Origin of the sequence: Mesorhizobium sp. M1273 (genome assembly GCF_040318195.1) — a bacterium.
Lineage (GTDB): Bacteria > Pseudomonadota > Alphaproteobacteria > Rhizobiales > Rhizobiaceae > Mesorhizobium.
Window position 1 is genome coordinate 130,811 of sequence record NZ_JAMYLV010000003.1, and the last position, 25,098, is coordinate 155,908.

Here is a 25,098-nt window from a genome sequence, read left to right on the forward strand (position 1 = left end):
GCGCGACAGAACTCGGCGTTTGGTCTTGGTTCTCTCCCCAAGGAGAAAAACTATCTTCGCAACACCGCGCTCAACACATCCCTGACGCCGATGGCGCCGACGAAGCGCGACTGCTCGTCGAATAGCGCGACGGGTGCGGTCTGCGAGCGATGCATGGCCAGCATCACGGTCTTCAGCGAGGTGCCGGGATTGGCCCAGAATACCTGAGCCGTCTCCTCCGGCTGGGCTTCGACATCGGCGCAGGACACCCAGACCGCCGGCTTGCCGTCGCGCTCGGCCGCCGCCACCAGCCCATGCTCGTCGATCTTGAAACGCGTCGTCCTGCGCCGGTCGAGCCACACCCAGCCGTTCTCGCCATGTTCGAGGTCGCGGCGGTCGCGCATGACGTTCCACGCGGTCAGCACCGAGAGCGGGTTCACATTGGCGATGAAGTCGCGGACATAGTCGTTGGCGGGCCGCAGCACGATGTCTTCCGGCGCGCCTGTTTGCACGATGCGCCCGCCTTCCATGATGGTGATATGGGTGCCGATCTTCAGCGCCTCCTCGAGGTCGTGGCTGACGAAGATGATGGTCTTCTTCAGCTCGGCCTGGAGCTGCAGCAGCTCGTCCTGCAGCTTGGTCCGGATCAGCGGATCGAGCGCCGAGAACGGCTCGTCCATCAGCAGGATCGGCGCCTCGGTGGCAAAGGCGCGCGCCAGGCCGACGCGCTGCTGCATGCCGCCGGAAAGCTCATGCGCATATTTCTTCGACCACTGGTCGAGATGAACCAGCTTCAGTTGCCTGTTCACCCGCTCCTTGCGCTCGGCTTCGGGTACGCCGGCGAGCTCGAGGCCAAGGCCGACATTCTCCTCCACCGTGCGCCACGGCAGCAGGCCGAACTGCTGGAACACCATCGCCACCTGTTTCTGCCGCAGCCGCCGAAGCGTCGCCTCGTCGCAGGTGACGACGTCGACCGTGCCGTCGCCATCCTTGACCAGCACCTGGCCGCGCGAGACGACGTTCAGCCGGTTGACGGCTCTGAGCAGCGTCGATTTGCCGGAGCCGGAAAGCCCCATCAGCACCGAGATCTCGCCCTCGTTCACGGTGAGGCTGGCGCCGGCGCAGCCCAGTACGTTGCCGGTTTTTTCGAGGATCTCGGCTCGGGTGGCACCACTGTCGATCAGCGCCAGCGAGCCTGCCTGGTCGGCGCCGAAGACGATGTCGACATTCCTGAAATCGACGGCGACGGTCATTTCTTGCCTCCCACGCCGATGCGCGTCATCCGGTCGAGCACGATGGCGAGCACGACGATGGCGAGCCCTGCCTCAAGCCCGAGGTCGATCCTGCGCGAACCGAGCGCCCGGTTGATTTCCGTACCGAGGCCGCCGGCGCCGATCAGGGCGGCGAACACCACCATCGACAGCGACAGCATGATCGACTGGGTCAGCCCAGCCATGATGGTCGGCAGCGCTGAAGGCAGCTCGACCTTCCACAGCAGCTGGCGCTTGGTGGCGCCGAATGCCTCGCCCGCCTCGACGATCGATTTCGGCACCGAGGTGACGCCGAGATGGGTGAGCCGAACCGAGGTCGGGATGACGAAGATGATGGTGACGATCAGGCCGGGCGCGTTGCCGAGGCCGAACAGGGTCAGCACCGGGATCAGGTAGACGAAGGTCGGCAATGTCTGCATCAGGTCGAGCACCGGCAGCATGACGCGATACACCTTCGGCTTGTGCGCGGCCCAGATGCCGAGCGGCACGCCGATGGCCATCGACACGGCGGCGGCGGCGACCACCAGCACCAGCGTCTCCACCGTCTGCTTCCACAGGTTCTGGTTGAGGATGAACAGCAATCCGATGAATACCGCCAAAGCCAGGCCTTTCGAGCGCTGCAGGAAATAGGCGAGCAGAGCGATCAGCGCGATCAGCAGAACCGGCGGCAGCAACAGCAGCCCGTCGACGATGCCGTCGAGCAGGAAGTTGAGGCTGTTGGAAAAGGCCCTGAAGATGGTGTCGAAATTGTCGGTGAGAAAGCCGAAAAACGCCTTCCCCCATGCCCCGATGGGAATCTTGTAACTGACCAGGAATTTGGAGATCGGATCCATCTAGCCCCTCTTCTGCCGGCGCCGTCCTTCGCCGGACGGTCATCTTGTCACAGGATATGAAAAAGGGCAGCCATTTCTACCGTGGCTGCCCTTTGTCTCGTCATGCCAGATGGTCGGGTCAGCTTCCGAGCGCCGTTTTCACCGCAGCCGCCGCATCGCCGCCGTCGAAGGTGGTGACGCCGGCGATCCAGGGAGCGACCGCGTCCGGGTGCTTCTTCAGCCAGTCGGTCGCGACCGTATTGGCATCGCCGCCCTTCAGGATCGCGTCCATCATCTCGCCTTCCATGTCGAGGTTGAACTTCAGATTGGCGATGAACTTGCCGGCGTTCGGGCATTCGCTCATGTAGCCCTTGCGTACGTTGGTATGCACGGTGGCAGCACCAAAGCCGCTATCTCCCATCCCCTCGAGATAGGTGATCTTCATGGCGCCCATCACCGGATGCGGCGTCCAGCCGAGGAAGGCGATCCATTCATTGTTCTTCATCGACTGCTCGGCCTGGGTGAGCATGCCGGCCTCGGAAGATTCGACCAGTTCGAAGCCTTCAAGATTGGTCTTCGGATCCTTGATCATGTCGAGGATGATGCGGTTGCCGTCATTGCCGGCCTCGATGCCGTAGATCTTGCCGTCGAACTTGTCCTTGAACTTGCCGAGATCGGTCAGCGTCTTGACACCGGCATCGGCGACATAGGTCGGAACGACGATGCCGTAGCCGGCACCGCTGAGATTTTCGCTGACGGTCTCGACCGAGCCTTCGGCGGCATAGTCCTTGATGTCGTTGGTCATCGACGGCATCCAGTTTCCGAGGAACACGTCGAGGTCTTTGTTCTTCAGCGACGCATAGGTCACCGGCACCGAAAGCTGGATCACCTGCGGCTCGTAGCCGAGCGCCGTGAGCAGCACCGAAGCGACGCCGGTGGTCGCCTGGATGTCGGTCCAGCCGACATCGGACAGCCGCACCGTCTTGCAGCTTTCCGGATCGCCGGCGAAGGCCCCAGTCGTGGATAGAAAAGCCGCCAGGCCGAGGCCGGCGACGAATGAACTCATACGCGACATGAAAATTCTCCCATTTCAGTTCTCGGTGAAGCGAAGCGACGGTTTATCTCCGCCTTTGTTCCGTCAGCCAAACATCATTCTGCTGCGGTTTCAAGCACTAAGGCAATCACGAACAACGGCGCAGGCTGGCCGATCAGCGACACGCCCGCCGCTTTCCGGATGGAAGTCGCCTTTTCCCGGTGGAATGTAGGCGCTCCCCCTCCCCGCTTTGTTGCAACTCGGCTTAAAAGGACGGCATGGCCAAGCTGTACTTCCATTATGCGACGATGAATGCCGGCAAGACGACGATGCTGTTGCAGGCCTCGTATAATTACCGCGAGCGCGGCATGACGACGATGTTGTTCATCGCCGGCCACTACCGCAAGGGCGATACCGGGCTGATCTCGTCGCGCATCGGCCTGGAGAGGGAAGCCGAGATTTTCCGCGACGGCGACGATCTGTTTGCCCGGGTCGCCGAGCATCACGACCACGCCACGGTCCATTGCGTCTTCATCGATGAGGCCCAGTTCCTCGAAGAGGAGCAAGTCTGGCAACTCGCCCGCATCGCCGACCGGCTGAACATCCCGGTCATGTGCTACGGCCTGCGCACCGATTTCCAGGGCAAGCTGTTTTCCGGATCGCGCACCCTGCTGGCAATCGCCGACGACCTGCGCGAGGTGCGCACCATCTGCCGTTGCGGCCGCAAGGCGACGATGGTGGTGCGCCTCGGCGCCGACGGCAAGGTGGCGAAACAGGGCGAACAGGTGGCGATCGGCAAGGATGTCTATGTCTCGCTCTGCCGCCGCCATTGGGAAGAGGAAATGGGCCGCGCCGTGCCCGACGATTTCATCGGCTTCACCAGAACCTGACCAGCGCTATTGCTTTCATCCGACCTCCCGGCCGACATTCGTTCGCCAATCGCGCCATCGTGCGGCGCTTGTTTAAGGCCTGCTTCCTATTTCAGAACCTCTCAGCCAGAGCCGTCGGGGAGTTCCCATGCTTCGAGCCATCTCATCTGCAACTGCTTTCCTCATCGCCGGCGCTCTTGCCGCGCATGCCGACGGCGATGCCGCTCTCGGCAAGAAAGTCTTCAACAGATGCGTGGCCTGTCATGAGGCAACGAGCGACCACGACAAGGTCGGCCCGCATCTGCTGGGTGTCGTCGGCCGCACCGCCGGCACCGCGGACAGTTATCTCAGCCGCTACTCGCAGGGGATGAAGGACGCCGGCGCCGCCGGCCTGGTCTGGGACGAAGCAATCCTCGCCGAATACCTGCGCGCGCCGCGGCAGAAGGTCCCTGGCAACAAAATGGCCTTCTCCGGCCTGACCAGCGACGACGACATCGCCAATGTCATCGCCTACCTCAAGGCCGATCCCAAGCCCTGAGCGTCGCTCCCCGACCTAAAGTCCAGCCGCGGTTGAAGCGGTGTCTGACCGGACGGCAGTTACACCGTAATCATTGCCTGACTATCCTGCGGTCGGCCTCCTGAAATTCTTTTGTTTTCCTGTAATCCCATGTCTTCCGTCTTTCATTCGCCAAACCCGGCACATATATTCGCGGCGGTTTGCGAAACGAAACCGATGCCGAAGCGGGAGGCCCCAATGGCGACATTGCAGAATTTCGACGCCGAGATTGCCAAGACCAAGCAGGTCGTTGAGGACATGCGCACCAAGATCGAGCAGTCCGGTACTGTGCTCGAGACGCTCGCCACCGCCGACAAGAAGATCGGCGACGCCAATTTCGACATCGAGAATGCCCGCATCGAGGACGTGCTGAAGCAGCAGAAGGTGATGGAAGGCAATATCGCCGACCTGATTATCGGCCTCGAGGACGCCACCAACGTCTTCGGCGCCGAATTCGAGAGCATGAAGAACTACACCGGCTGGGAAAATTTCGTCGGTGTCTTCTCCAGCCAGCGCAAGCAGCGCCTGCGCACCGACCGCGTCCGCAACATGTCGCTGGCCGGCAATCTGCAGGAGCTGCTGGCGAAATCCGACACCATCGTCGGCATCCTCAAGGCGCAGAAGCAGGTTCTCGACACGCGCTACAAGACCTCCGAGGCCAGCCTGTCGCAGGTGATCGAGCGCCGCAAGACCACCATGTCCAATCTCGAGACCGTGCAGAAACGCATCGAAGAACTCAACCCGATGCTGCTCGACATCGAGAACAAGATCGCCGCCTCGACCAGCCAGAAGGAGCGCACGCAGCTTGAAGGCGAACGCTCGAAACTGGCCACGGAATACAACGAAAAGCAGGCCAAGGAGCAGGAATTGCTGGCCGAAAGCCAGACGCTGGAGCGCTACACCTCGATGTTCCAGACCTTCGTTGATTCGCTCAACAACCAGATCGCGGCGCAATCGACGCTGATCAACAAGCTGACCATCGATACCGAGCAGCGCATCGTGCTGTACAAGGCGCTGGAAGATTCGCTGAAGACCGCCGCCCAACAGGATGTCGCCCACAAGATCAACACGCTGGGCAGCCAGGTCGACAACACCGCCGAAGAGACCATGGCCGGCATTGGTGCCGCCTCGCAAAAGCACATCGGCGATCTGCTTGAAATGCACGAGAAAAACATGGTCGCCACCGCCGACATCCAGCGCCGCAAGAAGCTCGCCGACGATGCCTTCGCCCGCCGCTTCGACGATGTGATGAAGAAGCACAATTCGGCAAATTACGTGCAGTCGTAATTGCTGCACGTGCACTGCTCCCGAGGGCTGGCAGCATGACCCCCGAAAACGAAGCTGCGGCGCGCTATTTCTCGGCGATCGCGGCGGCACTTGGCGGCCTCGAAGTGTTCATGCGCGACGATCGCTCGCCGCTCTACCGGCACGGCATCGTCGCCAAGGTCGTCGCCGAATATATTGCGCGGCTCGACAAGTCGTTCTCGTGCTGGCGCAACCGGCTGGGCTTCACCGAGACGTTCCGCATCTCGCGCGCCGAAAGCGGTTTCCCGGTCTTCCAGAACCTGCTCGAACTGGAAAACGACCGGCTCCAGGCCGATGCGCGACTCGCCGTCATCCCTTCGGCCAGCGAGCTGCGCGAGGAAATGGCCGACTTCATCCTGCGCCACAAGGAATGTCCCGAAGCGCTGCAGAAGTCGATGGCCGAGCGGCTTTACCTCGAGGACGTCAAGAGCGAGACTACCTTCGGCCCGTTCACGCTGGCCCAGACGGTCAAGGTGTCGGTCAATCCGAAGACGTTGCGCCCCTATTATCTGGTCCACTGGGCCTGCTTCGACGGCAGCGCCAACCTGCCGCTTGTCTATATGGTGACGGTCGAGGATTCCTCGGACGACATGATCCGGCAGCTTGTCGACTCCAGCGGCAAACTTAATGAGAGGATCGACATTCCGCTGCCGGTCGACGGCTTGCTCAATCCCGAGCTTGCCCACCGTTTCGACGATTTCACCGAAAAGAATTCCGCCTACGCGCTGTCGCCGGCGACCATCGCGGTCAACCTCGACAAGGATTTCGAGCCGCTGCATCCCAAGCAACTGCGTCGCGTCGTGCTCGGCCCGTTCTATTCTGCAGGGATAACCGACAACAATTCGACGGTGAGCGAAGTGCTGGCCAAGGTGCGCAAGCCGGAAAACGCCTGGCTGCTGACCTGGACCATCCAGGAGGTCTTTTCCAAGGCCGAAAAGCCAGGCCGCAAGGGGCTGTTTTCGAGCGAAAAGACGACACAGGAATTCTTCATCAATACCGACGATCTCGAGGCCGCGCGGCAAGGCGTGTCCAACTACGAGAACCATGCGCTGATTCCGCACGAGGCCTATCAGGCGCTCTATGCCGCCGGCGAGGCGCAGAAGATCTTTTCGGGCTACAAGGTCCACATCCTGTCCAAAGGGCAGGTCATCAGCGACGTCTGACCGTCAAATCGCGGAGCATCCTCCATGGACACCGGCCTGACCACCATCCCGGAAGCGGCAATTGAAAAGCACCGTGCCACTGCGCAAAGTTTCATCACCCGCATCGTCGTGCTGGAGGACCCATCGCGCGAGTCCGGCACCGCGCTTGCCGGCACCAACCGCCGCTTCGTCTCTACCGTCTCGGTCGGCTCGGCGCGCCGCACGCGCGAGGTCGAGCTCTCCAAAACCGTCGCCGCCGTCCATTCCGACGACCAGTTGCTGACCATCCCGCAGCACACGCTGTTGTTTCGCGCCCGGCGCGGCACAGCGATAGCGCTGGCCATATCGGATGTCTTCGCCGAGGGCTCGGACCTCGAAAGTCTGCAGGCGAAAAACGCCCGCTCGCCGCTCGAAGGCGATGAAGCTGCCACCTTCAAGAAGCTGCTGTCGGCCTCTGCCTACATCTCCGCCTTCAGCCTTGCCTCCTATTTGTTCCAGCTGATCGACAGCGACGGCGAGGCGCCGAACGACACGCCCGAGCCGGACTTTCTGTTCGACACGCCACAGGATGCGGTGAAGTCGATCGTGGCCGGGCTCGACAGGGCGATAGCAGGTTCGAAGGACGATGCCGACCTGATGACCCGCGCCCGCGCCTTTGCCCGCGTCGCGATCGACGGGCTGTTGGCGCGAAAGGGCCGCTTCGACGGCATCGGTCCGTTCGAGAACGCGCATATCCGCATCGACGTCGACGATTTTACCCTTGACGGCTTCGACGTCGCGCCGGGTAAGCGGGCAAAGCCGCTGGTGATGACCTTCAAAAAACCGGAAGAGGTCGTCGGCAACCACATCGCCAAATACCAGTCGGTCAAGCTTGCCAAGATGCTGATGGCCTACGATTTCGAGCGTGAGCTGAACCCATTCGTCGAACTCGGCGGCTTCCTGTTCACCTTTATCGGCGATGGCGCGCCCGGCACCGGCAAGACAACCTTGATCCAGATGATCGCTGGTCTTCTCAATGGTTATTGCCAGGTCGCCGGCTATCCCTTCGCCTACGAGAATTTCGGCGTCGACCAGATCTCCTCCTACCAGGGCAAGTCGGGCCAGAACTGCCGCCAGTTCATCAACAATGTGCTGAACCCGCGCGTCATCGGCTTTGGCACCATCGACGATATCGACCAGGTGGCGGCACGCCGGTCCGACGACCGCGCCTCGGCCGGCCAGCAGGAAATCACCGGCGTCCTGATGGACGCCTTTGGAGGTGCGGCGACCGTGGTGCGCGGCAACTGCTCGTTCGGCATGTTCTCCAACTATCCCGAGAACGTCGACGACGCATTGCGCCAGCGCGCCGGCGCGCGCTGGCTGGTCGATGGCCCGCAGAGCCGCGACGACTACATCGACATCTTCGTTCTGCTCGCCGGCAAGAACCACAAGATCCCGCTCGGCGAGCACAAGCTCTACGCTGCCCAGGAAATCCAGCGCGCGGTGATGGAAGCCTACGAGGAGCATGAAAAGCCGCAGGAAGACGGGCTGATGAAGGTCTATGAGCGCTACATGAAGGAGAATGGCGCGCCGAAGACGATGGCTGACATCGGCACCTATCTGCACTTGATCAAGGATGCCGAGCCGCGCTTTACCGGCCGCGCCATCAAGAACGTTACCGATGCCATCAAGATGCGCGCCATGGACATCGAATTGCCGGACGAGTGGTTCGAAAAGCCGGAAGCCTTCATGCACAAGGGTTACGACGACAAGAAAGCGATGATCGAGGAGCTGCGCGGGCCATTCTCGATGGACATGGTCATGCAGGAGATCAACCGCTATGCGGATTCCGAATTCCGCTATTCCGACAAGTCCGATGATGCGGCGGTGACCAAGATGATCCGCGACACCCGTCTGCGGGAGCGTGCCGTCCGCGAGATCGAGGGGTTGAAGAAAAAGGGGCTGTGGAATGCGTGAGATGCGCCGACGCCACCTTCTCCCCTTGTGGGAGAAGGTGGCGTCGAAGGCGACGGATGAGGGGTATTCGTCAAGCTGGAACACCCCTCATCCGACCGAGCTTCGCTCGGCCACCTTCTCCCACAAGGGGAGAAGGAGCGTTCGCGCCCCTCATCCGCCCTTCGGGCACCGTCTCCCCGTGAACGCGGAGAAGGAATAATGGCCAAGAAACCCGATCTGTTGCGCGACAACGAGCTGATCTACGGCCGGCTGCTGACGATCGACGAGCCGCACCTGATCCAGCGCTACAACAAGGCGATGGTCGCGTTCGGCTTGAAGCCGACCAAGTTGAAAAGCTTCGAGATCGACCGCACTGGCTTCTCGCCGCAGGTCGCCGAGGAATGCGGCGACTACAGCTACCTCGATCCGAACGAGGTCAACCGCCGCTTCATTATCCTGACGCCGTCGCAGATCGACCTGCCGGTGGTGCACACGGCGTTCTCCAACACCTCGCTGCTGATGTACGAGTTCATGTCCAAGAACCAGCGCGCCATCGATGCGCTGACGATCAAGGACGTCATCTACGGCGAGATCGAGGATTCGGTCCCCAAGGTCGACGACATCGAGGACCTGCTGTCGATCAACCAGGTCGAGTTCAAGGTGCTGTCGGCCGAGGATGTGCTCGGCAAGGCCGCCGAGCTCGGCAAGCTGGTCGACCGGCTGAAGCAGGAGCCGGATGCCTGGCGCGACAACGCCATGCTGGCCCACATGGTCGAGCTGGCGAAGGTCTGCGGCGACATCCGCGAGAATGCGCTGGTGCCGGACCAGGTGATCTTCCGTCACAATGCCTATTGGACCAGCCATTTCGGCGGGCTCTATGTGTTCGTCGATCCCGACGTGACGACGGTGATCAGCGACCCGGCAGCGCCCGGTTTTCGCCGCTCGCGGCCGTGGCAGGTGAGTTACCTTTCGATCCACGATGCCGACAAGGTGTTCAAGTTCCTCGCCTCGACCGGCCGCATCGAGCTGCCGCGCGCCTCATGGATCGAAACCTCCGGTTATCTCGAGCATCGCGCCGAAATGGTGGTGCGCGCGCTGATCCGCGACGCCGATCCCGACCGCAATCTGACCGACGTCGACAAGGTCTGGCTGCAGACCTGGATCCACGGCCATACCGATCTGATCACCAGGGACGGCAATTTTCCCTTCCTCAACGCCGCCAAGCGCGAGATCGCCCAGCTCGGCCATCTCAAGATCGAGGACGTGTTCCCGCAGCAGCGCTTCCTGGTCATCCGCGCCAAGCCGGACCATCCCGACGCCTGGCTGACCAACCAGCTGATCTCGGACTTCGTGCCGCAGGACTTCGTTTCGCGTTACGTCTTCAACAAGCCGGGCTTCTACAGGGACTATGAGGGCTTCAGCGACGCCTGGCGATCGCATGTTGTGGACGTTCTGAAAACCACATATCTGAAGGACAAGGTGGCGTTTCGCACGCGCCTCTACGGCTTGACTGACTGAGGGGTGACATCGCCATGCTTGATCCGATCGTGAGTTTCTTCACCCGGATTTTCCAGTGGATTGGCCGCGGCATCGGCCTGCTCATCGGCGCGATCCTGTGGCCGTTCCTGTGGGCGGGGCGCTGGTACACGCAACGCGGCTGGATCCTGAAGGCGGTGCTCGGCCTGGCTGTGCTCGTGCTGATCGGTCTCTATGTCAACTTCTTCTACGCCACCCAGTGGTGGAACAATTTCGACCCGAATTACGTCGACAAATACACGTTCGAAAAACGCAACAGCTCCGCCGGTGAACAGGTTTCCGCCGGCGCCGGCACCGACACGGCCAAGACCTGCGGAAATTCAGCCATTGCCCAGGTTGCGGCCGACCTGACCGACTTCAACGTCAACCAGAATGCCTGGGTGTCGTCGATGATTCTTTACAAGCTCGGCCTGTTCGGCATCGACTGGGATCACACGCCGTTCATGGACAACAAGGCTTCGTTCCAGCGCGGCATCAACCAGGCGGTGCGGCGTACTGCGACCGAGCTTGCCGATAATCTCGGCCGCGTCCGCACCACCTCGCAGATCGACGCCGACCTGCAGGATGCCCGCGGCAATCTGCAGTTCGACGAGGAAACCTGGTATTTCGGCTTGAACCCGTTCGGCCCCAAGACGCCGACGCCGAGCTACTATCGCGACGCGGTGCGCAAGCTGCGTTCCTTCAACGCCCGCCTCGCAGCCTGCCAGGCGACGTTCGATGCCCGCGCCGACAATCTCAAGCAGTATATCGACCGCATTTCGTCCGATATCGGTTCGACCTCGGCGATCCTCAAGGAGCGTGCCGAAAACCACAATAATGGCTGGTTCGACACTCGCGCCGACGACCGCTTCTGGTTCGCCTATGGCCAGCTCTATGCCTATTACGGGCTGATGAAGGGCGCACAGGCCGACTTCGAGGACGTCATCAAGGAAAAGCACCTGCAGAACCTGTGGGATACGATGGACGCGCAGTTCGTCTCGGCACTGCGCATCCAGCCCTTCATCATCGCCAATGGCCGCGAGGACGGCTGGCTGTTGCCGACACATCTGACGACGATGGGTTTTTACATACTCAGGGTGCGCTCGAACATGGTCGAGATCAGCAACGTGCTGACGCAGTAGCGGATCGTCCCGCACAGCCGGCGCTGGTGAATTTGCGCCGTTGCTTCTGTCGCTTTTCGCGTATTACGCGGCTGTTTTGAGACGGCGGAACCGCGCCTGCTCTGGCTTCTATACGGCGCGGCAACCGGCGCGAAAAGAACCTGTAGCAGGGCAGCCGGCCGCAGAGGCATTTTCTTCGTAGGAAACATAGTTGCATGAAAGTTGACGCCGCGGCAGCGACAGGGGTAGAACATGCCCGCGCCTGCAATGCCGGGCTATTCTTGCGACCACACTAGTCAAATCCGTCCAATTCAGAGGGAAGTCGTCCATGGCCGAAGTGAAGTCCGACATCGAGATCGCGCGCGGCGCCAGGAAGAAGCAGATCCAGGAGATCGGCCAGAAGATCGGCATTCCGAGCGAACATCTTCTGCCCTACGGCCACGACAAGGCGAAGATCTCGGCCGAGTTCATCAAGTCGGTGAAGGGCAACAAGGATGGCAAGCTGATCCTCGTCACCGCCATCAACCCGACACCGGCCGGCGAAGGCAAGACGACGACGACGGTGGGCTTGGGCGATGGCCTCAACCGCCTCGGCAAGAAGGCCATCGTCTGCATCCGTGAGGCTTCGCTCGGACCGAATTTCGGCGTCAAAGGCGGTGCCGCCGGCGGTGGCTACGCGCAGGTCGTGCCGATGGAGGACATGAACCTCCACTTCACCGGCGATTTCCACGCCATCACCACCGCCCATAATCTGCTGTCGGCGCTGATCGACAACCACATCTACTGGGGCAACGAGCTCGGCATCGACACCCGCCGCGTCGTCTGGCGCCGCGTCATGGACATGAACGACCGGTCGCTGCGCGAGATCATCTGTTCGCTCGGCGGCGTCGCCAACGGTTTCCCGCGCGAGGCCGGTTTCGACATCACAGTCGCCTCGGAAGTCATGGCCATCCTGTGCCTGTCGACCGACCTGAAGGATCTGGAAAAGCGCCTCGGCGACATCATCGTCGCCTATCGTCGCGACAAGTCGGCCGTCTATGCCCGCGACCTCAAGGCCGACGGCGCCATGGCCGTACTCTTGAAGGACGCCATGCAGCCCAATCTCGTGCAGACGCTGGAGAACAACCCGGCCTTCGTGCATGGCGGCCCCTTCGCCAACATCGCGCATGGCTGCAACTCCGTCGTTGCCACGACGACGGCGCTGAAGCTTGCCGACTACGTCGTCACCGAAGCCGGTTTCGGCGCCGATCTCGGTGCCGAAAAGTTCTTCGACATCAAATGCCGCAAGGCCGGCCTGAGGCCCGCCGCGGCGGTCATCGTCGCCACGGTTCGCGCCATGAAGATGAATGGCGGCGTCAAGAAGGAGGACCTCGGCAAGGAGAACGTCGAGGCGGTCAAGAAGGGATGTGCGAATCTCGGCCGCCACATCGAGAACATCCGCCAGTTCGGTGTGCCGGCTGTGGTCGCCATCAACCATTTCTACTCCGACACAGAGGCCGAGATCCAGGCGATGAAGGATTACGTCGCCTCGATGGGCGAAGAGGCGATCCTGTGCAAGCACTGGGCCCAGGGATCGGCCGGTATCGAGGAACTGGCCAAAAGAGTCGTGGCGTTGGCCGAATCCGGCGCGTCGCAATTTGCCCCGCTGTATCCCGACGCCATGCCGCTGTTCGAGAAGATCAACACCATCGTCCAGCGCATCTATCGCGGTTCCGAAGCGATCGCCGACAAATCGGTGCGCGACCAGCTCCACGCCTGGGAGCACGCCGGCTATGGTCATTTGCCGGTCTGCATGGCCAAGACGCAATATTCCTTCTCCACCGATCCGAATCTGCGCGGCGCGCCGACCGGCCACACCGTACCGGTGCGCGAGGTCAGGCTGTCTGCCGGCGCCGGCTTCGTCGTCATCATCTGCGGCGAGGTGATGACCATGCCCGGCCTGCCCAAAGCGCCATCCTCGGAAAAGATTTTCCTGAACGAAATGGGCCAGATCGAAGGCCTGTTTTAGGGATAATCAACGCTTGAACGGCAAAGGGCGCCGCAACGCTGCGGCGTCCTTCTGCCTGTTCGCAACAGTCTCCTACGCCGCGCTTCGCGCTAGCGCGCGCTGGTTGGAGGCATAGGGTGTGTCGTGCTGGGGTACCACGCCGGTCTTCAGGCAATCGATCCACTCGGCGGTTTTGAGAACGGCCGCGAAGCGCGACTGCAGGACGATCGTCACGACGCGATGGATTTCCTCCCCCGAGGCGTAGCCGGCGCTGTTGGCGTACGGCAACGACCCCGTTGCGTCCGACAGGAACTCGACCTCGAAGCCCATATGCACGGCGTGGATGACCGTCGACAGATCGCAATTGTGAGTCATGTAGCCGATGACCGTGATCGTATCGATGGAGTTGGCGCGTAGCCACTCCTCGAGGTCCGTGCCGGTGAAGGCGCTGGGCAAGTTCTTTTCGATGTAGTGGTCGCGGTCTCGCCTGGCGATTTCCGGGTGCAACTCGGCGCCATGGCTGCCCTTGGCGAAGACCGGTGAGGTTTCCGGCGCCAACTGTTTGATGACCACCACCTTGACGCCTGCCTCGGTGGCCGCGTCCATCGCTCGCGCGACATTGACGACGCTGTCGCGGAAGGGCGGATGCTGGATGGCGAGGTTGCCGCCATCATAGTCGTTTTGAACATCGATGACGATGAGGGCGCGGCGCGGAGCTTTGCCTTTGGCTGGTTGCGACATGGGGTTTTCCTTTCCCGTTGGACATTGATGGGTGGACGATAAGCTCGGCACCGGATTGCAAAAAGTGTCCCGATTGACATTATTCGAAAGAATTGGGACAATCGGTCTCACCCGTTGCTGGAGCTCCCATGACCGATCCTGCCGTTGCCGCCATCGCCTTCGATGGCATCAGCCCGTTTCATCTCTCCGTGCCGTGTCTCGTGTTCGGAGCGGATCGCACGGAGCTCGGCCTGCCGCGCTTCGACTTCCGGGTCTGCGCGATTGAGGACGGGCCGATCCGCACCGATGCCGGGCTGACCATCAGCGTCCCGCACGGGCTTTCCGCGCTCAATGACGCCGACATCGTCATCGTGCCAAGCTGGACGGATCTCGGGAGCTCGCCTCCAGCCGCATTGATCGACGCGTTGCTTGGCGCGCACGAGCGCGGCGCGCTGATCGTCGGACTGTGCTTGGGAACGTTCGCTGTTGCGGCGACCGGACTGCTTTCGGGGCGGCGAGCGGCGACGCACTGGGCCTACGCGGATCAGCTGCAGGAACTCTATCCCGACATTCTCGTCGAACCGGAAGTGCTCTACATCGACAATGGCGATGTCGTGACATCCGCCGGCGTCGCCGCCGGGCTCGACTGCTGCCTGCACGTCGTACGGGCTCGTTACGGCGCCGAGGCGGCACTTCGCCTTGCCCGGCAGATCGTGCTTTCTCCGCATAGGCAGGGCGGGCAGGCGCAATTCATCGAACGTCCCATCGCCAGGACCGGCAATGCGGACCGCTTTACCCAGGCTCTCGAAACGGTGCGCAAAACCCTGGGTGATCCGCACAGTCTGGACAGCGTTGCCGGTCTCGCTGGCCTCACCCGCCGGACGTTCACGCGCCGTTTCCAGAAAACGATCGGCACCAGTTTCGGCGACTGGCTGACCGACCAGCGCGTTCAGCTGGCGCAGCGGCTGCTGGAAGCAACGGAAAAATCGATGGACACGGTTGCCTTCGAGGCCGGCTTCGGCAGCGCTACCTCGCTGCGCCAGCACTTCGCAGCGCGCCTCAGAACCTCGCCGGCGCAGTACCGGCGCGAATTCTCGAAGAGTGCTCAGGAGGAGCGCGTGGCGCATATGCCGAGGTGAAATTCGGCTCGCGCTCGATTCCAGGGCAATCGCTTCAGGCCGACGTTGGACTGCCATCTGGCCCGAGTAGGCTATCTTTTCTCTCGAAGCGATTGCCCTGCTCTCGATCCTGTCGTGCTTGAAAGGCTTTGCGTCATCTGTCATATATTAAAGCGACAGATGACGCGAAGAGGGCTCGCCGTGGCGATGGCATTGGAAAAGGCTGCGCCAGCAGCAAAAAACAATGAACTTCAGAAGGTGGCGAAATTGCTAGGCGGCAGCCGCATTCTGGCAAGGCGCCTCAGCAGCGCTTTGGATGCCCACGAGTTGCTTCTGCACGGCCTGCCGGCTTCAGCGCTGGACCATCTTATCGGGCAACTCGTCTTCATCCAGAAGACCGATTCGCTGGAGAAGGCCATCGGCATGAGCCTGCGCACCTACCAGCGCCGCAAGGATGCTCCGTCCAAGCCTCTCAGTCAGGACCAGAGCGGACGAACCTGGAAGTTCGCGGAGATCCTGTCGAAAGCGACCGACGTGTTCGGTTCGCAGGCGGAGGCAGAGCAATGGCTGGAGCGCCCGGCGATTGGGCTCGACCAGCGTCGTCCAATCGACCTTCTGGCGACGCCGGCGGGGATCGAGCTTGTCGAAGACTATCTGGAACGGCTTGAATATGGCGTTTATGCATGACGCCGCTGCCGGCGGCGCTTGGTGGCTCCGACCTCATCGGATGGCGCCTCGATCAAGCCGCGTTTGCGCCTACATGGGATAGTGGCGAGGGCGCATACAGGGTGGGCGGACGCTGGAACAGCAAGGGCGTGCGCGCCGTCTACTGCTCGATCGATCCGTCGACTGCGATCCTCGAGGTTGCGGTCCATAAGGGCTTCAGGGCGCTCGACACGATTGCGCATGTCATGACGGCAGCAATCGTCAGCGATGTCGCGGATGTGCATATCGTCGACCCCGCCGCCGTGCCCAACCCCAACTGGTTGCGCCCGGGCATTCCGAGCTCCGGGCAACAGGCGTTTGGCGACGATCTTCTGCAACGGCACCGGTTCGTGGTGATTCCGAGCGCCGTATCGCAGCATAGCTGGAACCTGATCTTCGACGCGAGCCTCGCCAGAGGGGCATACGCCATGAAGACCCAGGAGGCGTTTGCGCTCGACACACGGTTGCATCCACCTCCGGCCAAGTGACATAGCCGCCCCCATGTCCATCAGAACGAGGACGTGACCGGCGACAGAAGCACGGTGCTCAGTTGTTGCTGATTACCCGTGCCGGATTGCCGACCACCGTGGTGTTCACCGCGACGTCGCGCGTCACCACAGCACCGGCGCCGACGACGGCGCCATCGCCGATCCTGACTCCGCCGAGGATGACGGCACTGCCGCCGATCCAGGCATTGTCGCCGATCTCGACCGGCTTGGCGATCTCCAGCCCTGCCCGTCGCCCGGCAGCCTCCTTGTGGTGCTCGGCACAATAGATCTGCACATTGGGGCCGAGCAGCGTTCCCTTGCCGATGCGCACTGGCGCCGTATCGAGAATGGTGCAGCCGGCATTGAGAAAAACGCGGTCGCCGAGAAAGATGTTGAAGCCATAGGCGCAGTGGAACTGCGCCTCGATCCGGGCGCCCTCGCCCGCAGCGCCGAGCAGCGTCCGCAATCCAGGCCCGATGTCGCGACGCTGCCGGGGCGGCAGGCTGTTGTGCTCGAACACCGCGTCTCGCGCCGTGATGCGCAACGCCTCCAGTTCCGGATCGAGGCAGCAATACCACTCGCCCGCCGCCATTTTCGTGCGTTCGCTTTCGGCCATGGCCGCAACTCCAGTCTCAATCTTTGCCAAAGCACAAGTGCTGCAAATGCGGAAGCGCCGGCGGCGACACCACCTCTGGTCAAATACCGGACCTATGGTAGCTTGCTCTCTCGGACCTGTCCCAAGCCGGCCATCGAGGGGATCAATCATGCTGTACATTTTTGCACTCCTGATTGGCATCGTTGCCGGGCTTCGCGCCATGACCGCGCCCGCCGCCGTCGCCTGGGGCGCCTGGCTTGGCTGGTTGCCGGTCGCGGACACCTGGGCGAGCTTCATGGGCCACTGGATCGCCGTCGGCATCTTCACCATCCTGGCCATCGCCGAACTGGTCACCGACCAGCTGCCCTCGGCGCCGAGCCGCAAGGTGCCGCAGCAATTCGGCACGCGCATCGTCTTGGGCGCTTTCACCGGCGCGGTGATCGGCGCGACCGGCGGCGCCACCATCGGCGGCCTGATCGCCGGCGCCATCGGCGCGGTGATCGGCACGCTGGGCGGCGCCGAGGCGCGTAAACGCCTGGCCGCCGCCTTCGGCAAGGACCCGCCGGCCGCCTTCATCGAGGACGCGGTGGCGATCGTCGGCGGGCTTCTGATCGCGGCGGCGGCGGCATGACGGCAAAGACATTCGACGCCATTATCGTCGGTGCCGGGCAGGCCGGCCCACCGCTCGCCGGCCGGCTGAATGCGGCCGGCATGAGCGTGGCGCTGATCGAGCGAAAGCTGGTCGGCGGCACTTGCGTCAACACCGGCTGCACGCCGACCAAAACGATGGTGGCAAGCGCCTATGCCGCGCATCTCGCCCGCTCGGCCGCGGATTACGGGGTGACGCTGTCCGGTCCCGTCGGCGTAAACTACAAGGCGATCAAGGCGCGCAAGGACAAGGTCTCCAACGACGCCCGCGGCAATCTCGAAGACTGGATTGCCGGCATGGACAAATGCACGCTCTATCGCGGCCATGCGCGCTTCGTAAGCGCCAACACGGTGCGCGTCGGCGACGATCTGCTGAGCGCCGAAAAGATATTCCTCAACACCGGCGGGCGCGCCTCGGTGCCCGACCTGCCCGGCATCGACGGCATCTCTTACCTGACCAATTCCTCGATGATGGATCTCGACGTGCTGCCGCGCCATCTCATCGTCGTCGGCGGCAGCTATGTCTCGCTCGAATTCGCGCAGATGTTCCGCCGCTTCGGTTCCGAAGTCACGGTCATCGAAAAAAGCCCGCGTCTGATCGGTCGCGAGGACGAGGATGTCTCGGACGCCATTTTGTCGATCCTCGAAAACGAAGCCATTGCCGTCCATCTCGGCGCCGACGACATCCGCTTCGCCAGGCGAGGCAACGAAATCGCCGTGACCTTCTCGCCAGGCAAGGCGGCTGCGGTCGGCTCGCATGTGCTGCTGGCGCTCGGCCGCACGCCAAACACCGACGATCTCGGCCTCGACAAAGCCGGCGTCGAGGTCGACAAACGCGGCTTCATCGTCGTCGACGACCAGTTGCGCACCAGCGTGCCCGGCATCTGGGCGATGGGCGACTGCAACGGCAAGGGCGCCTTCACCCACACCTCGTACAACGATTACGAGATCGTCGCCGCCAACCTGCTCGACAACGATCCGCGCAAGGTCAGCGACCGCATCGAGGCCTATGCGCTCTATATCGACCCACCACTCGGCCGCTGCGGCATGACCGAAGCCGCGGTAAGGAAATCCGGCCGCCGCGCCCTGGTCGGCCAGCGGCCAATGACCCGCGTCAGCCGTGCAGTCGAAAAAGGCGAGACGCAAGGCTTCATGAAGATCCTGGTCGATGCCGACACCAGGGAGATCCTCGGCTGTTCGGTGCTCGGCCCGGGCGGCGACGAGGCGGTGCACTGCGTACTCGACCTGATGTATGCCAAGGCGCCGGTCAGCACGCTGGCGCGCGCCGTGCACATCCACCCGAACGTCTCGGAGCTTCTGCCGACCATCGCCCAGGAACTCAAGCCGCTGGTGTGACGGCCGGGTAGAATCTTGCGCCCATAGCGGCAGCGACTGGACCAATCGACAGCCCAGCGGCAAAAGGGCATGTGTTCCGCCTCTTCTTCCGGAGGCATCCCATGCAGAAGTCCATCGAACGCGTCGCCGGCGACAGCGAAGGCGCTTCCTACGAATTCCCCATCTTCCGCTTCGCCGGAACGGACAAGACGGCGCCTTCCGCCTATCTGCAGGCGGCACTTCATGCCGGCGAATTGCCGGGCGTCGTTGCCATCGATGCGCTGATGCCGATGCTCAGCAGGGCGGAAGCCGAAGGCCGCATCAGCGGCAATATGACCATCGTGCCCTGGGCCAATCCGATCGGCCGCGCGCAATATCTCTATGGCGACCATCAGGGCCGCTTCCATCTGGGGACGCGCACCAATTTCAATCGCGGCTTTCCGCGGCTCGCCGCGCCCGACCTCACGCTCCTGCCGGCGCACGGCACGGTCGATCAGCGGCTGAAGACGCGGCTGCTGCAGCTCTCCATCGGCCACGACATCGTGCTCGACCTGCACTGCGACGATGAAGGCCTCGCCTACCTCTACGTCCACACCAGCCTGTGGCCGGCCATGGCGGATTGTGCGGCGGCTATGGGCGTCGATGCGGTGATGCTGTGGCACGAAGATCCCGACGGCACCTTCGAAGGCGCCTCGATCATGCCGTATCAGAACGTTCCCGCCGACGTCGCGCGCCTCGATCGGCGCGTCGCCACCACCGTCGAATATCGCGGCATACTCGACGTCGACGGCGCCCTCGCCAGCGCCGACGCCGAAGGGCTCTACCGGCTGCTGGTGGCGCGCGGCGTCATCCGGGATCAGGCGCTGCCCGCGTCTGGCAGCTTCGGAGGACTCGTCGCGCCGATCGAAAATATCGAGATGATGCCGGCGCCCCGTTCGGGCGCGATCCTCTACCACGTGAAGCCGAGCGACCGCGTCACCAAGGGTGCGCGCCTTGCCACCATCGTCCACGCGCCCGGCGAGCCCGACGGCCGCACGGAAGTGTTGGCGCCGCAGGCGGGCCTCATCCTGACGCGGCGTTCCCGCCGCATCATTCGCGCCGGCGAAGACCTCTTGAAGCTGGTCGGCGACGGGACGAGCGCCGATGCAAGGTCGGGAACGCTGGAGGACTGACGCACCCCGCCAGGCTACCCCGAAATCGCCTGTCGCGCCTTGGCCTCCAGCCATTCGGCCATCTGCCGGTACGGCACCGGACCATGGCTCACGCGGGCGACGCCGAGTTCGGCAAGCCTCTGGCGCGGCGGCACATGCGCCAGGGTAACGCAGAGTCTAGGCAGGACAGCCGGTCTTGGCCATGTGCTGGGTTGCGAAAGCGGCAGCCACCCCACAGACTTTCAAACCTGTTGCGCATACCGCTTTTCGCGGCTATGGATTTCGCCATGAACATGCGCTCGATCAAGACCATTTGGTGGTGGGCTCGCTGACAGCGGCCTGTTCGAACGCGTTCGCGTGACAATAGAGGGTGGCCGCAGCGGAATGTCCGGGCGGCCATTTGTTTTTTCAAGCCATTCCCGGGTCCGTTGCCCCAAAGACGCTGATGGAGACGGCAATGACGACGAAAATTCTGGAGAATGGCGCCGAGCGCTTCGTCACGGCGGGTGGCGTGGCGATTACCCGCCAACGCCATGACCGGCCTTACGAGGGGGCGATCGACGGCTATGTCGATGGCCTGAATTCGCGCCGCGGCGCCGTGTTTTCCTCGAATTACGAATATCCCGGCCGCTATACGCGCTGGGACACCGCCATTATCGATCCGCCGCTGGTGATCTCGGCACACGGCCGCGCCATGCGCATCGAGGCCTTGAACAGCCGTGGCCAGGTGCTTTTGCCGGTGATCGGCAAGGCGCTTGCCGGTCTTGACGACGTAACGATCGCGGAGACAACGCAGAAACTCATCCGCCTCGAGGTCGCCAAGCCCGGCCGTGTCTTCACCGAGGAGGAACGCAGCCGCGTACCCTCCGTCTTCACCGTGCTGCGCGCCATCACGGCTTTGTTCAAGACCGAGGAAGACGCCAATCTCGGCCTCTATGGCGCCTTCGGCTATGACCTCGCCTTCCAGTTCGATCCGGTCGACTACAAGCTCGAGCGCAAGCCAAGCCAGCGCGATCTCGTGCTGTTCCTGCCCGACGAGATCCTCGTCGTCGACCACTATTCGACCAAGGCCTGGACCGACCGCTACGACTATTCCGGCGATGGCTTCTCGACCGAAGGCCTGCCGCGCGACGAAATCGTCGAGCCGTTCAGGACCGCCGACCGCATCCCGCCGCGCGGCGACCACGAGCCCGGCGAATATGCCAAGCTGGTGCGCAAGGCGATGAAGAGCTTCGAGCGCGGCGACCTGTTCGAAGTGGTGCCGGGGCAGATGTTCTACGAACGCTGCGAAACCCAGCCCTCCGAGATTTCCCGCAAGCTGAAGAGCATCAACCCTTCGCCCTATTCCTTCTTCATCAATCTCGGCGAGGGCGAATATCTGATCGGCGCCTCGCCGGAAATGTTCGTGCGCGTCAACGGCCGCCGCGTCGAGACCTGCCCGATCTCCGGTACCATCAAGCGCGGCGACGACGCCATCTCCGACAGCGAGCAGATCCTGAAGCTGCTCAATTCGAAGAAGGACGAATCCGAACTCACCATGTGCTCGGACGTCGACCGCAACGACAAGTCGAGGGTCTGTGAGCCGGGCTCGGTGCGCGTCATCGGCCGCCGCCAGATCGAAATGTACTCCCGCCTGATCCACACCGTCGACCACATCGAGGGGCGGCTGCGCGAAGGCATGGACGCCTTCGACGCCTTTCTGTCGCATGCCTGGGCGGTCACCGTCACCGGCGCGCCGAAATTATGGGCCATGCGCTTCATCGAGCAGAACGAGAAGAGCCCGCGCGCCTGGTATGGCGGGGCGATCGGCATGGTCAATTTCAACGGTGACATGAACACCGGCCTGACGCTTCGCACCATTCGCATCAAGGACGGCATCGCCGAGGTGCGCGCCGGCGCCACGCTGCTCTTCGACAGCATTCCCGAGGAAGAAGAAGCCGAAACCGAACTGAAGGCATCCGCCATGCTCTCCGCCATCCGCGACGCCAAATCAGGCAATGCCGCCAGCACCGAACGCAGCACCGCGCGTGTCGGCGACGGCGTCAACATCCTGCTGGTCGACCACGAGGACAGTTTCGTCCATACGCTCGCCAACTATTTCCGCCAGACCGGCGCCAATGTCTCGACGGTGCGCACACCAGTGCCGGACGAGATCTTCGACCGGCTGAAGCCAAACCTGGTCGTGCTGTCGCCCGGCCCCGGCACGCCGAAGGACTTCGACTGCGCCGCCACCATCAAGCGGGCCCGTGCGCGCGACCTGCCGATCTTCGGCGTCTGCCTCGGGCTGCAGGCGCTGGCCGAGGCCTATGGCGGCGAGCTGCGCCAACTGCACATCCCGATGCATGGCAAGCCGTCGCGCATCCGCGTGTCGAAGCCGGGCATCATCTTCTCCGGCCTGCCCAAGGAGGTGACGGTCGGCCGCTATCATTCGATCTTTGCAGATCCGGTGCGGCTGCCCGATGGTTTTGTCGTCACCGCCGAGACCGAGGACGGCATCATCATGGCCTTCGAGCACCGCAAGGAGCCGATCGCCGCAGTGCAGTTCCACCCGGAGTCGATCATGACGCTCGGCCACAATGCCGGCATGCGCATCATCGAGAACATCGTCGCGCACCTGCCGCGCAAGGCCAAGGAAAAGGCCGCTTAATTCGAGGGCTCAGTGTTGGGATCTTTTCCCCAGTGACCGCGGCAGAAATCAAAGCCGCCGCCAGGCAGAAGGTCGCCAGCCTCGCCTTCTGGTCGATCGTCGTCGCCTGCGTCGTGCTCGGCCTGAAGCTGGTGGCCTGGTACGTCACCGGTTCGGTCGCGCTTTATTCGGACGCGCTGGAATCGATCGTCAACGTCATTGCCTCTGCCGCCGCCTATTGGGCGATCCAGGTCAGCTACAAGCCAGCCGACCAGGACCATCCGTTCGGCCACCACAAGGCCGAGTATTTCTCAGCCGTCCTCGAAGGCGTGCTGATCGTGCTTGCCGCCTTGCTGATCCTCAACGAGGTCTGGTGGTCCTGGCAGCATCCCGCCCTGCTGGAAAAGCCATGGACCGGCCTTGCCGTCAATGGCGTCGCAACGGTCATCAACGCCGTCTGGGCCTTGACGCTGATCCGCACCGGCCGAAGCGAAAAATCGCCGGCTCTCGTTGCCGACGGCAGGCACATCATGACCGATGTGGCGACCTCGCTCGGTGTGTTCATCGGCCTGGTCGGCGCCGTACTGACCGGCTGGCAGGTTCTCGATCCGGCTCTTGCGGTGATCGTGGCGCTGAACATCCTGTGGCAGGGCTGGCACGTCATCGGCTCGTCGATGAACGGGCTGATGGACCGCGCCGTCGACACCCAGGAACATATCCGCATACGCGACATCATCTCGGCCAATTGCAAGGGCGCGCTCGAGGTCCACGACCTGAAGACGCGCATCGCCGGCCGCGCCACCTTCATAGAGTTCCACCTGGTCGTCGACGCCGACATGTCGGTCGGCGCCAGCCACGTCATCTGCGACCGCATCGAGGACGCGCTGCAGGCCGAAATCCCTTCCGTGCGGGTCATCATCCATGTCGAACCCGACGATGAAGCGAAACTGCCCAAAGGCACGACAGCCGTGCCTTTCGCGTGAGGCGATAGCGGGACGCCGCCATCCAAAACCTTGAGGTCGGCGGGACAGCACCCCCTCTGTCCCGCCGGCATCGCGTCTCTGAACTGCTACAGCCCGCAGGCAGCCTGCGGCATCGGCTCCAGCCGGTAGACCTTGTCGTCGGAGCTGGTGTCACCTTCCGCCGCTTTCGAGCACAGATCGATGATCGGCAGGCCGCTGTTCGGGTTGGCCAGCATCATCGTGCCGTTGGCGCCGCGGCGAAGGAAGACCTCCCTTTGCGCGATGTCACAGGACGCAGCACCCGTCTTCGCGCTCGCCGCACAGCGCCACTGGTCGCCCTCGCCCTGACAATTATAGACCTGCGTGACCTTGGCCGATTTCTGCCGCGTGGTAACCGAAACGGCGATATCGGCGCCGCTTGGCCAATTGGCCGGATCGCCCTCCTTGGCGAAAGACGCCAGCTCGACCGCTCCGCGGAACACCCTGATCGACTGGGTCAGCTGGTCGGGATGCGAGCCGAGATGCTCGGCGTCGTAGTCGCGTCCGTAGCAGAAGGCCTGGTCCGGCTTCAGCCGCTCGCGCAATGGCGGGCCAAGTGCCGGATCGATCGGGTCGATGCGCGCGAACTCCGCCTTGCAGGTGGCGGCCGGCATCGGATCGAGCCTGAAGCCGTTGTCGTCCTTGCCCAGCGCCTGCCTTTCGTACTCCGCCTTGCCGAGCTCGTCTTCCGATCCGGCGTCGAGATAGAGGTCGGGCTGCACGTCCGAGACGATCAGCCGGCCTTTGTCGTCGACCTTCAGCGAAGCCATGGTGCGGTCGCAGTCCATACCGCAGCGGATCGGGCCGGTCTTGCCGTCCTCCGACTCATGACTGCACCAGCCGCCAAGCCATTCAGGCGCCTCGGCGCCGCGCACCGTCGTCGCCATGAAGCCATTGTAGGAGGAATCGATGCCGGCGCTTGGCTCCTCGTTTGGCCGGCTGACCGGATCGCGGCCGTAATAGAAGAAGATGCGCGTCACCTTCTGCTGCGGATGCGACTTGAGATGCGCGGCGTCATAGACGCGGCCGAAGCAGGCGTCCTTGCCGTCGGGGCTGAGCTCGGTGAGTTTGAGCGTGTCGTCGGCGAAAGCAGAGCCGGCGACGGCGGCGAGCAAGGCAACCCCAACTCCGGCGCCCATCACGGTCCTTGATATCATGCTGGCGCCCCCTGCCCCGACAAGACGTG

Annotated in this window: 22 protein-coding genes; 16 read left to right on the forward strand and 6 right to left on the reverse strand. The window is 62.9% G+C overall.

Annotated features, from left to right (window positions below):
• Positions 1–50: 50 nt before the first annotated feature.
• The 3 genes from choV to NKH30_RS04985 form a co-directional block, all read right to left on the reverse strand.
• Positions 51–1,232, reverse strand: a complete 1,182-nt coding sequence (gene choV / locus NKH30_RS04975) for a choline ABC transporter ATP-binding protein (RefSeq protein ID WP_352540993.1) — start codon at positions 1,230–1,232, stop codon at positions 51–53.
• Positions 1,229–2,083 (reverse strand): choline ABC transporter permease subunit, encoded by an 855-nt coding sequence (gene choW / locus NKH30_RS04980; protein ID WP_254819158.1) that lies wholly within the window; start codon positions 2,081–2,083, stop codon positions 1,229–1,231. The genes choV and choW overlap by 4 nt, the downstream gene beginning before the upstream one ends.
• A gap of 118 nt (positions 2,084–2,201) precedes the next feature.
• Positions 2,202–3,137, reverse strand: coding sequence for a choline ABC transporter substrate-binding protein (locus tag NKH30_RS04985; protein WP_292660734.1), 936 nt, complete (start codon positions 3,135–3,137; stop codon positions 2,202–2,204).
• A gap of 236 nt (positions 3,138–3,373) precedes the next feature.
• Here NKH30_RS04985 and NKH30_RS04990 point away from each other — a divergent pair, with 236 nt between their 5' ends.
• From NKH30_RS04990 to NKH30_RS05025, 8 genes are all read left to right on the forward strand, one after another.
• Positions 3,374–3,985, forward strand: coding sequence for a thymidine kinase (locus NKH30_RS04990; RefSeq protein WP_352540992.1), 612 nt, complete (start codon positions 3,374–3,376; stop codon positions 3,983–3,985).
• A gap of 127 nt (positions 3,986–4,112) precedes the next feature.
• Positions 4,113–4,502 (forward strand): c-type cytochrome, encoded by a 390-nt coding sequence (locus NKH30_RS04995; protein WP_352540991.1) that lies wholly within the window; start codon positions 4,113–4,115, stop codon positions 4,500–4,502.
• 216 nt (positions 4,503–4,718) lie between these two features.
• On the forward strand, positions 4,719–5,807 hold the full coding sequence (locus NKH30_RS05000) for a hypothetical protein (RefSeq protein ID WP_352540990.1): 1,089 nt from the start codon (positions 4,719–4,721) through the stop codon (positions 5,805–5,807).
• 35 nt (positions 5,808–5,842) lie between these two features.
• Positions 5,843–6,988, forward strand: a complete 1,146-nt coding sequence (locus tag NKH30_RS05005) for a hypothetical protein (RefSeq protein ID WP_352540989.1) — start codon at positions 5,843–5,845, stop codon at positions 6,986–6,988.
• 24 nt (positions 6,989–7,012) lie between these two features.
• A complete protein-coding gene (locus NKH30_RS05010; protein ID WP_352540988.1) occupies positions 7,013–8,923 on the forward strand; it encodes an AAA family ATPase in 1,911 nt (636 codons plus the stop codon).
• Between the two features lie 198 nt (positions 8,924–9,121).
• Positions 9,122–10,420: a DUF6638 family protein gene (locus NKH30_RS05015; protein WP_352540987.1), complete on the forward strand. Its 1,299-nt coding sequence runs from the start codon at positions 9,122–9,124 to the stop codon at positions 10,418–10,420.
• A 14-nt stretch (positions 10,421–10,434) separates the two neighbouring features.
• Positions 10,435–11,559, forward strand: coding sequence for a DUF2333 family protein (locus tag NKH30_RS05020; RefSeq protein ID WP_352450540.1), 1,125 nt, complete (start codon positions 10,435–10,437; stop codon positions 11,557–11,559).
• Positions 11,560–11,866: 307 nt separating this feature from the next.
• The gene (locus tag NKH30_RS05025; RefSeq protein ID WP_023679514.1) at positions 11,867–13,546 is read left to right on the forward strand and encodes a formate--tetrahydrofolate ligase; all 1,680 of its coding nucleotides are present in this window, start codon (positions 11,867–11,869) and stop codon (positions 13,544–13,546) included.
• 72 nt (positions 13,547–13,618) lie between these two features.
• Here the strand turns inward: NKH30_RS05025 and NKH30_RS05030 are convergent, their stop codons facing one another.
• Positions 13,619–14,266 (reverse strand): cysteine hydrolase family protein, encoded by a 648-nt coding sequence (locus NKH30_RS05030; RefSeq protein WP_352540986.1) that lies wholly within the window; start codon positions 14,264–14,266, stop codon positions 13,619–13,621.
• A 128-nt stretch (positions 14,267–14,394) separates the two neighbouring features.
• On the opposite strand from NKH30_RS05030, the gene NKH30_RS05035 reads away from it, so the two are divergent.
• The 3 genes from NKH30_RS05035 (at position 14,395) to NKH30_RS05045 (ending at position 16,556) form a co-directional block, all read left to right on the forward strand.
• Positions 14,395–15,384 carry a helix-turn-helix domain-containing protein gene (locus NKH30_RS05035; RefSeq protein ID WP_352540985.1) on the forward strand — a complete coding sequence of 330 codons (990 nt, stop codon included), beginning with the start codon at positions 14,395–14,397 and terminating at the stop codon, positions 15,382–15,384.
• 186 nt (positions 15,385–15,570) lie between these two features.
• Positions 15,571–16,050 (forward strand): type II RES/Xre toxin-antitoxin system antitoxin, encoded by a 480-nt coding sequence (parS, locus tag NKH30_RS05040; RefSeq protein WP_502904291.1) that lies wholly within the window; start codon positions 15,571–15,573, stop codon positions 16,048–16,050.
• A complete protein-coding gene (locus NKH30_RS05045) occupies positions 16,047–16,556 on the forward strand; it encodes an RES family NAD+ phosphorylase (protein ID WP_352466798.1) in 510 nt (169 codons plus the stop codon). Before parS ends, NKH30_RS05045 begins: the two co-directional genes overlap by 4 nt.
• A gap of 58 nt (positions 16,557–16,614) precedes the next feature.
• Here the strand turns inward: NKH30_RS05045 and NKH30_RS05050 are convergent, their stop codons facing one another.
• Complete coding sequence (locus NKH30_RS05050) at positions 16,615–17,172, reverse strand: sugar O-acetyltransferase (protein WP_352540984.1); 558 nt, start codon at positions 17,170–17,172, stop codon at positions 16,615–16,617.
• A 148-nt stretch (positions 17,173–17,320) separates the two neighbouring features.
• Between NKH30_RS05050 and NKH30_RS05055 the strand changes: the two genes are divergently transcribed.
• The 5 genes from NKH30_RS05055 to NKH30_RS05075 all read left to right on the forward strand — a co-directional run bounded on the left by NKH30_RS05055 (position 17,321) and on the right by NKH30_RS05075 (position 23,894).
• On the forward strand, positions 17,321–17,782 hold the full coding sequence (locus NKH30_RS05055; RefSeq protein ID WP_352450545.1) for a DUF4126 domain-containing protein: 462 nt from the start codon (positions 17,321–17,323) through the stop codon (positions 17,780–17,782).
• Complete coding sequence (locus NKH30_RS05060) at positions 17,779–19,155, forward strand: FAD-containing oxidoreductase (RefSeq protein WP_352540983.1); 1,377 nt, start codon at positions 17,779–17,781, stop codon at positions 19,153–19,155. The genes NKH30_RS05055 and NKH30_RS05060 overlap by 4 nt, the downstream gene beginning before the upstream one ends.
• Positions 19,156–19,256: 101 nt before the next feature.
• Positions 19,257–20,306 (forward strand): M14 family metallopeptidase, encoded by a 1,050-nt coding sequence (locus NKH30_RS05065; RefSeq protein WP_352540982.1) that lies wholly within the window; start codon positions 19,257–19,259, stop codon positions 20,304–20,306.
• Between the two features lie 436 nt (positions 20,307–20,742).
• Positions 20,743–22,932 (forward strand): anthranilate synthase, encoded by a 2,190-nt coding sequence (locus NKH30_RS05070; RefSeq protein WP_352540981.1) that lies wholly within the window; start codon positions 20,743–20,745, stop codon positions 22,930–22,932.
• A 32-nt stretch (positions 22,933–22,964) separates the two neighbouring features.
• On the forward strand, positions 22,965–23,894 hold the full coding sequence (locus NKH30_RS05075) for a cation diffusion facilitator family transporter (RefSeq protein ID WP_502896420.1): 930 nt from the start codon (positions 22,965–22,967) through the stop codon (positions 23,892–23,894).
• A gap of 86 nt (positions 23,895–23,980) precedes the next feature.
• Here the strand turns inward: NKH30_RS05075 and NKH30_RS05080 are convergent, their stop codons facing one another.
• Entirely contained in the window at positions 23,981–25,069 is a 1,089-nt protein-coding gene (locus NKH30_RS05080; protein ID WP_352540980.1) for a hypothetical protein, read from the reverse strand.
• Positions 25,070–25,098: the final 29 nt, after the last annotated feature.